This window comes from Mesorhizobium vachelliae (assembly GCF_033977325.1).
GTDB classification, from domain to species: Bacteria; Pseudomonadota; Alphaproteobacteria; order Rhizobiales; family Rhizobiaceae; genus Mesorhizobium; species Mesorhizobium vachelliae.
The window spans coordinates 296,729-309,095 of the sequence record NZ_JAVIIR010000009.1 but is presented as its reverse complement, the minus strand read 5'-3'; the positions used below and the strand labels follow the sequence as shown (position 1 = coordinate 309,095).

Sequence of the window (12,367 nt, the reverse complement as noted above, 5' to 3'; positions counted from 1 at the left end):
ATCGCTACATCAACATGGACGACCTGCGCGAGCACAAGAAGCTCGCCCTACGCCAAGCCGCATGACCAGCAACAGGGCCGCCCCTTTTTGCTGAACTTGACGCACACAACCTAGCCAGGCAGGCTAAGCCCAGCGTTTAGGGCCCGATTCCGAGTGGTTTTTGTGCTTGCACAAACCGCGAATCCAAATGCCTGCTTACGCCAGGGCCAGCATATCAGGGGCGATGCAGGCGAGGATGTCAAATAGGCATCCGCTATCTAAGGTCCGCTATTAAAGGAATGTTTGGCGCACCCGACAAGATTCGAACTTGTGACCTCTGCCTTCGGAGGGCAGCGCTCTATCCAGCTGAGCTACGGGTGCTTCCCAGGGAAACCGGAAAACGAACCAGCCGGTGAGCCGGCTAGCCACGGCTTCTTAGCGGAAGCCGCCGCGGGCTTCAACGGGCAATTGGCGATTGTGCGGCGGCCTGATGGTTTGATTGTCTAACCGATAGGCTATCGGAGGCGGCGCTCCCCTCTCCGTCTCGGCTTCGCCGAGCCACCTCTCCCCACTTCGTCCCCACTTCGTGGGGCGAGGAACCCAAGCTCCCGGCCTCACCCCTCCGTCTGCGCCTTCGCCGTCTTCCTCCGCACCGCCCGTGCCGTGTGCTTCTGCTTCTTCGCGCTTGCCAGCTCGTGCATGGCATCCAGCTGCATCTGCTGCATTTCGGCCAGGCGCTGCCATTGGCGCGAGATCAGGTAGTCGAGCTTTTCGTGCAGGTGCCGCACTTCGAGCTCGGCCTTGAGGTTCACCCGGTAGTCGTTGAAGGAGCGCAGCCGGTCTTTGGCTTCCTGGCGCTTCTGGCTCATCATGATCACCGGCGCCTGGATGGCGGCGATGCAGGATAGGAGAAGGTTGAGCAGGATGAACGGGTAGGGGTCGAAGGCCTTGGATTCGCCCTGGATGAGATTGAGGCCGATCCAGATCAAAAGCACCGCCGCGAAGGAAATCAGGAACCACCAGCTGCCGCCGAACTCGGCCATGTTGTCGGAAACGCGGTCGGCGAAGGAACGGTGCTCCTCGAACTCCTCTTCCGAGTTCTCCGAGATCGTGTCCTGCCTGGCGATCGATTCCACCACCTGGCGGTCGAGCTCGGAGAATTCGCCATGCTCCTGCTGCAGCAACTCCTCCATGTAGCGCATGCGGTAGCGGCCGAGCTCCTCGCGGCTGATGCGGGCGCCGCGCGGCAGGTCGGGATGGTCGGAGCGGATGCGGTCGGCGAGGCTGGGTCTCAGATCATCGACACGCACCAGGTCGCGCTTGCGGAATTTGCGGCCACTGATCGCCGAAGGTTTCTTCTTCGGCTTGACCCTGGTCGTGCCGGGAACATGCGGTTCCGAGTGCGGCTCGGAATCCGGCACTTCCGGCGCTTCGAGGATTTCGTCGGCGGCTTGCGCATCCTCCGGCACGGTTTCCGCCTCGAGATACTCGCCGGCGATGTCGTTCTCGTTGTCGGCCTGGATTTGCGCGGATGCCTTCGGGTCGCCTGCCATGGTCGGTGCTCCTGTTCGAGGCTTTGCGATACGATACGCCAAGCCGGCGCGGCATATCCATGGTCTGTGTGAAAGTGGTGTGACTGAACAAGTTCTTGTGATGGGGAGTAGGGGCGGGCTTGCCCGGCCCGCAATCGCGTAGGACGGCGCTCGCCCCCTCATCCGGCCGCTACGCGGCCACCTTCTCCCCGCCGGGAGAAGAGGAAGCGCCGGCGCTGACAATCTCCTCTCCCCGCTGGGGAGAGGTCAGCCGAGCGAAGCGGAGGCTGGGTGAGGGGGAGCGCCGCCGGCGATTTCACGCTCGATCCTGGAGCAATCGTCTCCGCCGCCTGGCCTTGATCCACATCACGCCCGCCCCTGTGGTTAGTCTGATATGCTGACTATATCGAGATCAGGCCTGATCGTTCAGGCTTCGCCATCTGGGGCGCAGCGCCCCGCAAAAAGAGGGATCGCCACCATGTACAAGAATATCCTGATCGCCACCGATGGTTCGGAACTCGCCCAGAAGGGCGTCGCCCACGGCCTGGAGCTGGCCAAGGGCCTCGGCGCCGCCGTTGCCTTCGTCACCGTCTCGGAGCTGATCCCGGCGCTCGCCTGGGGTGGCGCGATGGCCGGCTATGTCGCCGCCGACGTGATGGTCAATTACGAGGAAAGCGCGCGCAAATATGCAAGCGAGCTGCTCGCCAAATGCAAGGCCGAGGCCGATGCGAAGGGTGTCAGCGCGAAGACCCTGCATATCGAGAACCGCACCCCCGCCGAGGCGATCCTCGAGGTCGCCGGCGCGGAGGGCAGCGACCTGATCGTCATGGCCTCGCACGGCCGCCGCGGCATCGGCCGCCTGGTGCTCGGCAGCCAGACGGCGGAGGTGGTGTCGCTGACGACAATCCCGGTGCTGGTGGTTAGATAGGGTCCGCCGATATTCAGGTGAGGCCGGCCTGTGAACGATGGTTTCCTGCGCTTCCGGTGCTCACGTACTTCAAGTACGCTCCGCTCCGGCCTACGCCGGCCGAAGCACTCACATGCGTATCCGCTCTATGAAGGCTATGGCCGGCGTAGGCCGGTTCTCGGAAACCATCATTCTCGGCGCGGCCTGACCTGAATCTCGACAGACCCTGGCGCCAGCGAGAGGACGAGATAGGTAGCGATCCTTCGCGCCCCCCTCTGTCCTGCCGGACATCTCCCCCACAAGGGGGGAGATTGGCGGCTTCGGCGCCGCGCTCATTCCTGCAGCGTTCGAGATTGGCGAAAAGCCGGCGTGACATCTGATCTCCCCCCTTGTGGGGGAGATGGCCGGCAGGCCAGAGGGGGGCCCTGTCCCGCCGACGCCTCAGACTTTCTCCGTTCGCCGCGCGCCGCCCTACTGCGTCGGCAGCAGCGGCGAAGTGGGCGACGCCAAATCCGCCGACGGCAGATCGGACGCCGGCGAACCCGGCAGCGGCGTCGCAGGTGCCACGGAACCCGGTGGCGGCAGTCCCGGCAAAGCCGAGTCCGATGGCGGCAGGCCGGGAAGCGGCGCGGCCGCGGCCTGCTCCCCGGAATACATCAGCCTGGGCTGGCCGGCATCGGCGATCGTCGGCCCGAGGCTGCGCTGGATCAGCGCCTCGACATGGTCGTTGCGCTGGCGCGCCGAGTCGGCGCCCATCACCACCACGATCAGGTGCCTGCCGTCGGCATTGTAGGAGGTCACGATGTTGTAGCCGGAGGCGCGGATGTACCCGGTCTTGATGCCGTCGACGCCGTGCACCCGTCCCAGCATGTCGTTATGGCCGCGCACCAGCCGGCCGCGGAACATGAAGTCGCTTTCGGAGAAATAGTGGAAATGCTGCGGGAAGCGGTGCTCCAGCGCCATGCCAAGCACCGCCATGTCGCGCGCCGTGGTCACCTGGGCGTCGTCGGGCAGGCCGCAGGCATTGTGGAAACTGGTGCCGGTCATGCCGAGCGAGTGTGCCTTGGCGGTCATCATGGCGGCGAACTGCTCCTCCGAGCCTCCGCCCAGATATTCGCCCACCGCCACGGCCACGTCGTTCGCCGACTTCACCACCATGGCGCGGATGGCGGAATCGACGTCGATCGTCTCGCCGCGTCGGAAGCGCAGTTTCGTCGGCGGCTGCGAGGCGGCGTGGTCGGAAACCGGGATCCGCGTTTCCTTGGTCACGCGGCCGCTCTCCAGCGCCTCGAACAGCATGTAGAGCGTCATCATCTTGGTCAGCGATGCCGGATAGCGCTGCGACCTCGAATTCACCTCGAACAAGGTCTTGCCGCTCGAGGCGTCGACCACGATCGCCGCATATTTCTGCGGCTGCGCCGGCACGGCCAGCACGCTTTCCGTCGTCGCGGCCGTCGTGCAGCCGGCGACCAGCACGAGCAATGCCAATATGGCGATGAGTTTCTGGAGGAAGGGAAAGGGACGGGGCAAAGACGTTTCTAAAACTGTTGCTGAGACGTGGCGAAGCTAACGTAACCCATCCGCCGCGTCCAACTGGTTAACGCGCATAGCAAGGCATTTGCCCAGGTTTCGGAGGGTTGAGCCGTCGCCGAAGCTGCCAATCTCCTCCGCGAGGGCAGGGCAATCGCATATGGCAGTGCCAGCCCCCCACTCCGGCCGCTGCGCGGCCACCTCTCCCCCATGTTCATGGGGGAGAGGAAATCCAAGCTTTTAAAGGCCGCGATCTTGGCGGTTGGCATTTCCTCTCCCTCCACGAATGTGGGGGGAGAGGTGGCTCGGCGAAGCCGAGACGGAGTGGGGGAGCGCCATATCCGATTACTCTCCACCAAGCGGGCAGGCGCCCCCTGATGCAAATTGCTTGCCATAACGCTTGCATCCCCGGCACTCGACGGGTTTTGCTGCCGCCCGGCAAAAGATTCGCGGGAGGCATTCATGGACACGGTGACGATCGGCGCAAAGGGCATCTCGGTTTCGCTCGATCTTGCCGTCGGACACATCGCCGGCATGGAGGTCGAGGCCGACGGCCGTGTCCTGAAACCGCTGCATCGCGCCCCCTGGGTCGGCTCGCCGCGCGAGAGCCTGCCGGAAAATCTCCCGGAAGGCACCGTGCGCCTCTCCGGCGATTTCCTCTGCGCGCCCTTCTCCGCCAGCGACGTCGAGGCCGCGCCTCTGCATGGCTGGTCGGCCAACAGCGCGTGGGACGTCGTGGAAAACGGCGCCATTGCCGGCGGTTGGCGCGCCGTCTTCCGGCTGCGCCGCAAGGTGATGGGCGCCACCATCGACAAGGTCTTCACGCTCCGCGACGGCCACCCCTTCCTTTATCAGGAACACGTCTTTTCCGGTGGCTCCGGGGCGATCTCCGTCGCGCATCATCCGATGACGGTCATGCAGGGCGGCGGCCGGCTGGCCTTCTCGCCGAAACGCGTGGCGGTCACGCCTGCCACGCCGCTCGAGCCCGACCCGGCGCGCGGCCGCTTCATGCTGGCCTATCCGGCCCGCGCCAGCGACCTCACGCGGTTCCCGCTCGCCGCCGGCGGCGCAACCGACCTTACCGACTATCGCGCCGAGGACAGGCGCGAGGATTTCATCACCCTGGTCGAGGCGGATCATGGCGGCCCGGGCTGGACGGCGATCGCGCGGCGCGCCGAGCAGGACCTAGTGCTGGTGCTGAAGAATCCTGCCGAGCTGCCGATCACCATGCTGTGGTTCTCGAATGGCGGCCGCGACTACGCGCCCTGGAGCGGCCGCCATATCGGCGTGCTCGGCATCGAGGACGGCCGCACCGCGATCGGCCACGCCGCTTCGCTCGGCGACAACTGGCTGAAGCATGAAGGCGTGGCGACGGCCTTCGCGCTGGCCGAGGGGCGGTCGGTGTCGTTCCGTCATGTTATCGGTGCGGCCCCCTTGGCTGGTGGGGAGCCGCCGAGCAGTGTGGAATCGGCGCCGGATCGCCTGCGCGTCGTCACCGCCGGCGGCGCGGCTCGCGAGCTGTCTTTCGACGGCGGGTTCCTCCGCATCGGCCGCTCGGTTCCGGCTTAAGGTTTAAGCGAAGAGCGTTTGCATGGATCCTCGGGTCTGCGCGCGTCGCTCCGCTCCTTGCTCCGCCCGTGGATGACGATGGGATGGGTGTCTCGGCTAACCTCGAAGGCGGGAAAGCGGTCGAAACCTCGGCATCAAGAAACCGGGTTTGAAATTTCCATCCACACTCGCCAAGATGCCGGCTGAACCGCAGCCGGAAAGCCGCCGATGTCTGATTTAGCCCATGTCACTGCCGCCATCTTCAAGCGCGCCGGCAAGGCCAGGCGCTTCGTCGTCGCCATTGCCGGCCCGCCCGGCGCCGGCAAATCAACCATATCGGGCAGGCTGCATGAGCTGCTGCCGGAAGGCACATCGGAGGTCGTGCCGATGGACGGCTTCCATTATGACGACATCATTCTCAACCGCCGTGGCTTGCGCCCCCGCAAGGGCGCGCCGGAAACCTTCGATTTCGCCGGCTTCGAGACGCTGTTGAAGCGCATCCGCTCCGGCGAGCCCGATATCGCCATCCCTGTCTTCGATCGCAGCATCGAGCTGTCGCGCGCGGCAGCCGAGATCGTCGGCGCCGGCACCAAGTTCATCCTGGTCGAGGGCAACTACCTGCTTCTCGACGAGGAGCCGTGGTCGCGGCTGGCGCCCTTGTTCGATTTCACCATCTTCGTCGATGTACCTCGCAACGAGCTCGAGCGCCGGCTGATGGAGCGCTGGCGCGAACATGGCAAGTCCGACGAGGATGCCCGCGCCTGGATCGCCTCCAACGATATGCCCAATATCGAGCGGGTGCTGGCGCGGCGCCGGCCGGCCGACATGGTCATTGGTTAATGACGGGTCATTGGCCAATGACTCTGCTGATTGGTTAACCTGCTCAATTTTCAATATTTTTGGGCGGGAACCTTAAGGTTTTCACGCCGTTATGACCCCATCCCGAATTGTCCGGCGCCGGAGCAATTCCAGGAAGGCGCGCACCGCCTTCCGTCCGGAATCGCGAAGGAAATGGCAGGAGCCGTCAGATGGCAACCAACAGCAGAAAAACCGCGCCCAAAAAAGCCAGGGCCAACCAATCCAGAACGGCGCAAGCCAAGCCTGGCGCCGGCCCGGCGACAACGAAAGACGCCAAGCCGGCTTTCGGCAAGGCGGCGCCGAAGAGAGTAACGCCCGGCGCTGCCCACAAGGTCGCGGCCAAGAGCGCGAAGCCCCACAAGCCGGCAACTTGGCCGGCGGCGAAGAAGTCAGGCCCGATTCGCACCGTGGCAAGCGTCGCGACCGGAGCGGTCGTGGCCACCGCGCGGCTTGCCGCCTCCGTATTCAGCCGGGGCGGCCCCAAAGCCAAGACGAAATAGGCATTCGCTTTCAGCCCTTCGCCGGAATGGCGAGCCCCCGCTTCACCGCCGGTCGTGCCAGGCCACGCTCCAGCCAGTCGGCGACGGTTGGGAAATCGTCGAAGCCGACCAGGTCGCGCGCCTCGTAGAAGCCGATCAAATTGCGCACCCAGCCCAGCATCGAGACATCGGCGATCGTGTAGTCGTCGTCCATGATCCACTTGCGGCCCTTGAGGCGCGTTTCGAGCACGCCGATCAGCCGCCGCGACTCGTCGCGGTAACGCTCCAGCGGCCGCTTGTCGGCGATCTCGCGCCCGGCGAATTTGTGGAAGAAGCCCACCTGCCCGAAGATCGGGCCGATCGCCGCCATCTGGAAGAACACCCACTGGATCGTCTCGTAGCGCCGCGCCGGATCGGCGGGAACGAGCTTGCCGGTCTTGTCGGCCAGATAGAGCAGGATGGCGCCGGATTCGAACAGGCCGATCGGCTTGCCGCCCGGACCGTCCGGGTCGATGACCGCCGGGATCTTGCCGTTCGGGTTGAGCGACAGGAATTCCGGCGTCCAGCTCTCATTCTTGCCGATATCGACATAATGCGGCTCGTAGGGAAGGCCGATTTCCTCCAGGGCGATCGAGACCTTCACGCCATTGGGCGTCGTGGCGGAATAGAGCTGCAGGCGGTCGGGCTGTTTGGCCGGCCAGCGCTTGGTGATCGGAAAGGCGGACAGGTCGGTCATCGCAAACTCCGGATAGGCATCGGCGCCGGTCGGCGCTTGTGGCGGGTGAGGGAAGAATTAGGTCGACGGCCGGCCTGGATCAATACACCGGCAAGCGGCTTGCCGTGCACACACAGTCAACCGTGGGGCTGCGGTCAGATCGCTTTGAAGGCCAGCACCGCATTGGTTCCGCCGAAGGCGAAACTGTTGCTGAGCGCCGCGCGCACCTTGCGCTCGCGCGCCGTGTTGGGCGTCACGTCGAGGTCGCATTCCGGGTCCGGCTCGCGATAGTTGGCGGTAGGCGGCACGATGCCGTCGCTGATCGCCTTCACGCAGGCGATCATCTCCAGCCCGCCCGAAGCGCCGAGGCAATGCGCATGCATCGACTTGGTCGACGACACCGAAAGCGAACGGGCATGGTCGCCGAAGACACGCTTGATCGCCGCGGTCTCGATCTGGTCGTTGGCCTTGGTGCCGGTGCCGTGCGCATTGAGATAGTCGACATCTTCCGGATTGAGCCCGGCATCCGCCAGGCAAAAACGCATGGCCGCTTCCGGTCCCTCGACGGTCGGCGCGACGATGTCGGACGCATCGGCCGAAAGCCCGACGCCTGCGATCTCGGCCAAGATGGTGGCGCCGCGCGCCATCGCGTGATCGTAGCTTTCGAGCACCGCCATGCCGGCGCCTTCGCCGAGCACAAGGCCGGCGCGGTCGGCCGAGAACGGCCGGCAGGTGTCGGGTGAAAGCACCCTCAGCGCCTCCCATCCCTTCAGCACGCCCCACACCAGCGGCGCTTCGGTGCCGCCGGCGACCATCACGTCGGCGCGGCCGAGCCTGATCTGGTCGACGGCCGAGGAAATCGCATGGTTGGCGGACGAGCAAGCCGAAGTGGCGCCGAAAACAGGGCCACGCAGCCCCAGCGCCATGCTGACCTGGCCGGCGGCCGCGCCCGGCATCACCTTCGGCACGGTGAAGATGGCGGCTCGGTTGCGCCCTTCGAGCAGGATCGCGCGATAATTCTCCTCGATGGTCTCAAAGCCCGCGACGCCGATGCCGACGATTGCGCCCATCCGGTAGGTGTTGTCGGCATGCGCCGTCAATCCGGACTGCCGCATGGCTTCGCGCGCGGCGATCACCGCCAGCAGGCTGAAGCGGTCCATCGACACGACCTGCTTGCGGTCGATGCCATGGTCCGGCAATTCCTTGATCTCGCAGCCGGTCTTGACCTTGAGGTCATGCAGCGACGGGTTGTCGATGGGGCCGATGGCCGAACGGCCGGCTCGCATGGCGTCCCAGATCGCTGGCGCATCGTTGCCGAGCCCGCAAATCCCGCCAATGCCGGTGATGACGACGCGTTTTTGCATGCAGTCAGGCTTTTTTCGCGATCAGTTCGCGAACCGCCTCGACCATGTCGCCGACGTTCTTGAGATTGCTCCAGGCATCGACCGTGTTCATCTCGATCTCGATACCGTACTTTTCCTCGAGATCGAAGATGATCTCGGTCAACTCCAGCGAATGGATGCCGAGCGTTCCGAGATCGGTGCTGGCGGTGATTTCCTCGCCGCCGGTGTCGGCATGCGCTTTGATCTTTTCGATGATCTCGGTCGTCAGTTGGTCAGCCATTCGGTTCCTTCCCTGTCGTTTCCCGACGCCAACTGATCAGCGCCCTTTTTTTGATCCCCGGATCCAACAACGCCGTTGCCCTACCCGCCAGACATCGCGCGACCGCTCCAGGGTGGCTTCCCTCTATAGAAACCAAAACGATGTCAAGCAACAAGCGATATATCGACAAAGCCTCCGGAGTGCTTAACCTGGGATCGTGGACACGATCGAGAACGCCCTGACTTCCCGGCCCGCCTTGCCTCTGGCGGCCGCTCCTTTGCCTGCCGCGCAACGTGCTGCCGGGCGAGCCAGGCTTTTCTGCGGCAAGAGCGATGGCCGGACGCGCCTGCGGCGGCTCTATCAGGACGGGTCGGCCAAGATCCGCCTGCCGGCGGTAGAAGGCGATCCGCTGGAGGCGGTGCTTATCAACATGGCTGGCGGAATGACCGGCGGCGACCGCCTCGGCTGGACGATCGAGGTCGGCGCCGGCGCCTCTGCCTCCATCACCACCCAGGCCTGCGAGAAGGTCTATCGCGCCGCCGCCGACAGGGCCGAGACAAGTGTCGGCCTGCGGGTCGGTCCGGGCGGGCGCATCGCCTGGCTGCCGCAGGAAACCATTGTTTTCGACCGCGCCGCGTTTGCCCGCACGCTCGATGTCGAGCTTGGCGACGATGCCGAGGCATTGGTGCTCGAAGCCACGCTGTTCGGCCGGCTGGCGATGGGCGAGCGGACGGTTCAAGGCAGTTTCCATGACCGCTGGCGGGTCCGCCAGGGTGGCGCGCTGGTCCATGCGGAGGATTTACGGCTCGGCCCGGACATCGCGGCAACGCTCCAGCGGCGCGCGGCAACCGGCGGCGCGCTGGCCATCGCCACGCTGCTGCTCGTTTCGCCCCACGCGGAAGCCCTGCTGGAGCCAGCCCGCGCCATCATTGGCGATCCCGCCGTCGGCGGCTGGGGCGGCGCCAGTTTCTGGACCGTCGGCCGATCTGGCAAGCTTCTTGCGAGGCTCTGTGCCGGCGACGGCTACCAGCTCCGCAAGCGGCTGGTTCCGCTCGTCGAACTGCTCAATGGACGGGCGGGCCTGCCCAAATTGTGGTCACTCTGATCTGAAATACCGGGACGTTGCATGAACTTGACGCCGCGTGAAAAAGACAAGCTGCTCATCGCCATGGCGGCGATGGTGGCGCGCAAGCGCCTGGAGCGTGGCGTGAAGCTCAACCATCCCGAAGCCATCGCCTTGATCACCGACTTCGTCGTCGAAGGCGCGCGCGACGGCCGCCCGGTCGCGGAACTAATGGAGGCGGGCGCCCATGTCGTCACCCGCGCCCAGGTCATGGACGGCATCGCCGAGATGATCCACGACGTCCAGGTCGAGGCGACGTTTCCCGACGGCACCAAGCTGGTGACCGTGCACGAACCGATCCGGTGAGGAGGAAGACCGATGCTGGAGCTCAGGCCCAATTGCGAATGCTGCGACAAGGATCTGCCGCCGGAGGCGACCGATGCCTTGATCTGCACCTTCGAATGCACCTTCTGCGCCGACTGCGTGGACACTGTGCTGAGCGGCGTTTGCCCGAACTGCGGCGGCAATTTCGCGCCGCGGCCGATCCGGCCGGCGGCCAAGCTGACGAAATATCCGCCGTCGACTAGGCGCGTGCTCAAGGCCGAAGGCTGCGGTCCGCGCAAGGCTGCTTAACCAGTCATTGGAAAGGGCAGAAGATGATCCCCGGCGAAGTCATCACGGCCAAAGGCGAAATCGAGCTGAACAAGGGCTTGCCGACCGTGACGCTCAAGGTCGCAAACAGCGGCGACCGGCCGATCCAGGTCGGCAGCCACTATCACTTCTTCGAGACCAATGAGGGCCTGAAATTCGACCGCGAGCGCGCGCGCGGCATGCGGCTCGATATCGCCGCCGGCACGGCCATGCGCTTCGAGCCGGGACAGGAGCGTGACGTCACGCTGGTTCCGCTGGGCGGTAGGCGCGAGGTCTACGGTTTCCAGCAGAAGGTGATGGGCAAGCTGTGACGTCCGCCAGCGCGCTCACATCACTTCGGCGGCCATCACTTCGGTGGCTTGGCCGCGGCGTAGATCACGATCCTGCCCGGATTGTCGAATTCCACCGCAAGCACGTCCTCGGCCAGCACGCGTCGCGAATCGATCGCGTTGAAGAGCAAGGCATTCGCCTCGATCTCCTGGCGCAGCTCGGCGACGTCGTCCTTATGCTGCTTCACCTTGTTCTCGATGACGGGCGGCGGCCCGCCTTCGCTGCGCGCGGCATCGGTCAGGAACACGATGTCGACCGTGTCGAGCTTGGTGGTTTTGCGCACCGTGCCGATGTTGTCGCGGGTGCGGTCGATGGCCGTGATGACCTTTCCGGCCTCCGTCCTGGAGAGCGCCTCTTCCTGCCGGACATCGGAATCGACGATCGCCGCGGCAGGCCTGCCGTTGTTCAACGGCTGCGCCGCGAGCGCCGCCTGGGGAGCGGCCATGAAAAGCGCGGCGGCAACCACGGAACTCCATTTTTTTGCAGAATGCTGAGCATTCGCCATCGTTCGCTCCTGACTGAACTCGTGGCGGGGCGAAAACAGCGAAACGGTCGTATCTGGCCGGTGGTTCCCTTGAAAAGCCGGGCGGCGGACCGCAAGGCGGTCCGCATTCCCTTCAAAATATGGTTGGCGGACCGAAAGGCGGCCCGCCTGGGCGTGCAATCAGCTTGCCTTCTTGGTGATCAGCGTCAGCGCGCCGTTGGGTTGCATGCTGGCGGCAATCACCTGCGCCGAGGTCATGCCCTTGGCTTCGAGCGCGGATTTCACCTTGGGCGTGGCGTCGATCGACTTGCGCAAGGTCTGCAGGCCGGCATCGCCGCGCTGCGCCACGATCTGGTTGACCTGCGTCTGCGTGTCCTTGGGCAGTTCGGTGATGTCGACGACGTTGACGCTCTGGATCGTCGGTGCCGCGGGCTGGGCCTTCGGCGCGGCGGGGGCGGTCGGCGCCGGGTTGGGCTGTGGCGTCGACTGCTGCTGGGCGCTCGCGGCCCCTGCCATCATCAGCGTAGCGGTCGCGGCGAGAACTATCGCGTTGCGCATGGATATTCCTTCCATCGGCTTGGGAGTGATTCCGCCCGCCTGAACGGCCCGATGGGAACGCCCAAATGGGCGCTCAAAGTGTCGCCGGGCGGGTCATTGCGTGACCATTGGATGGCGACAATGTGTGCCCC

Annotated in this window: 15 protein-coding genes and 1 tRNA gene; 8 read left to right on the top strand and 8 right to left on the bottom strand. The window is 65.1% G+C overall.

The annotated features are described in order from the left end of the window. Positions 1–283 precede the first annotated feature (283 nt). Positions 284–360, bottom strand: a tRNA-Arg gene (locus RFM41_RS20765). 233 nt (positions 361–593) lie between these two features. Continuing rightward, positions 594–1,532, bottom strand: coding sequence for a DUF1003 domain-containing protein (locus RFM41_RS20760; RefSeq protein ID WP_320250167.1), 939 nt, complete (start codon positions 1,530–1,532; stop codon positions 594–596). 457 nt (positions 1,533–1,989) lie between these two features. Between RFM41_RS20760 and RFM41_RS20755 the strand changes: the two genes are divergently transcribed. Next, the gene (locus RFM41_RS20755) at positions 1,990–2,439 is read left to right on the top strand and encodes a universal stress protein (RefSeq protein WP_320250168.1); all 450 of its coding nucleotides are present in this window, start codon (positions 1,990–1,992) and stop codon (positions 2,437–2,439) included. A gap of 450 nt (positions 2,440–2,889) precedes the next feature. On the opposite strand, the gene RFM41_RS20750 is transcribed toward RFM41_RS20755, so the two are convergent. Further along, positions 2,890–3,948, bottom strand: coding sequence for a D-alanyl-D-alanine carboxypeptidase family protein (locus RFM41_RS20750; protein WP_430691545.1), 1,059 nt, complete (start codon positions 3,946–3,948; stop codon positions 2,890–2,892). 462 nt (positions 3,949–4,410) lie between these two features. Here RFM41_RS20750 and RFM41_RS20745 point away from each other — a divergent pair, with 462 nt between their 5' ends. The 3 genes from RFM41_RS20745 (at position 4,411) to RFM41_RS20735 (ending at position 6,854) form a co-directional block, all read left to right on the top strand. Then, positions 4,411–5,517, top strand: coding sequence for a hypothetical protein (locus RFM41_RS20745; RefSeq protein ID WP_320250170.1), 1,107 nt, complete (start codon positions 4,411–4,413; stop codon positions 5,515–5,517). A gap of 207 nt (positions 5,518–5,724) precedes the next feature. Further along, positions 5,725–6,336: a nucleoside triphosphate hydrolase gene (locus RFM41_RS20740; RefSeq protein WP_320250172.1), complete on the top strand. Its 612-nt coding sequence runs from the start codon at positions 5,725–5,727 to the stop codon at positions 6,334–6,336. 188 nt (positions 6,337–6,524) lie between these two features. Further along, positions 6,525–6,854, top strand: coding sequence for a hypothetical protein (locus tag RFM41_RS20735; protein WP_320250173.1), 330 nt, complete (start codon positions 6,525–6,527; stop codon positions 6,852–6,854). A gap of 10 nt (positions 6,855–6,864) precedes the next feature. Here RFM41_RS20735 and RFM41_RS20730 read toward each other — a convergent pair whose 3' ends face one another. The 3 genes from RFM41_RS20730 to RFM41_RS20720 all read right to left on the bottom strand — a co-directional run bounded on the left by RFM41_RS20730 (position 6,865) and on the right by RFM41_RS20720 (position 9,171). After that, positions 6,865–7,569, bottom strand: a complete 705-nt coding sequence (locus tag RFM41_RS20730) for a glutathione S-transferase family protein (protein WP_320250175.1) — start codon at positions 7,567–7,569, stop codon at positions 6,865–6,867. Positions 7,570–7,703: 134 nt separating this feature from the next. Beyond that, entirely contained in the window at positions 7,704–8,912 is a 1,209-nt protein-coding gene (locus tag RFM41_RS20725; protein ID WP_320250177.1) for a beta-ketoacyl-[acyl-carrier-protein] synthase family protein, read from the bottom strand. Positions 8,913–8,916: 4 nt separating this feature from the next. Continuing rightward, the gene (locus tag RFM41_RS20720; protein ID WP_041003067.1) at positions 8,917–9,171 is read right to left on the bottom strand and encodes an acyl carrier protein; all 255 of its coding nucleotides are present in this window, start codon (positions 9,169–9,171) and stop codon (positions 8,917–8,919) included. 256 nt (positions 9,172–9,427) lie between these two features. Between RFM41_RS20720 and RFM41_RS20715 the strand changes: the two genes are divergently transcribed. From RFM41_RS20715 to RFM41_RS20700, 4 genes are read left to right on the top strand one after another with little or no spacing between them, the layout of a single operon-like run. Beyond that, entirely contained in the window at positions 9,428–10,255 is an 828-nt protein-coding gene (locus tag RFM41_RS20715) for an urease accessory protein UreD (RefSeq protein ID WP_320250590.1), read from the top strand. A 21-nt stretch (positions 10,256–10,276) separates the two neighbouring features. Further along, positions 10,277–10,579, top strand: a complete 303-nt coding sequence (locus RFM41_RS20710) for an urease subunit gamma (RefSeq protein WP_041003069.1) — start codon at positions 10,277–10,279, stop codon at positions 10,577–10,579. A 12-nt stretch (positions 10,580–10,591) separates the two neighbouring features. After that, complete coding sequence (locus RFM41_RS20705; protein ID WP_320250186.1) at positions 10,592–10,846, top strand: DUF1272 domain-containing protein; 255 nt, start codon at positions 10,592–10,594, stop codon at positions 10,844–10,846. A 23-nt stretch (positions 10,847–10,869) separates the two neighbouring features. Next, positions 10,870–11,175 carry an urease subunit beta gene (locus RFM41_RS20700; protein ID WP_320250188.1) on the top strand — a complete coding sequence of 102 codons (306 nt, stop codon included), beginning with the start codon at positions 10,870–10,872 and terminating at the stop codon, positions 11,173–11,175. Between the two features lie 35 nt (positions 11,176–11,210). Here the strand turns inward: RFM41_RS20700 and RFM41_RS20695 are convergent, their stop codons facing one another. Both RFM41_RS20695 and RFM41_RS20690 read right to left on the bottom strand, forming a co-directional pair. Then, positions 11,211–11,699: a hypothetical protein gene (locus RFM41_RS20695; protein ID WP_320250190.1), complete on the bottom strand. Its 489-nt coding sequence runs from the start codon at positions 11,697–11,699 to the stop codon at positions 11,211–11,213. A 159-nt stretch (positions 11,700–11,858) separates the two neighbouring features. Then, the gene (locus tag RFM41_RS20690; RefSeq protein WP_320250191.1) at positions 11,859–12,236 is read right to left on the bottom strand and encodes a hypothetical protein; all 378 of its coding nucleotides are present in this window, start codon (positions 12,234–12,236) and stop codon (positions 11,859–11,861) included. Positions 12,237–12,367: the final 131 nt, after the last annotated feature.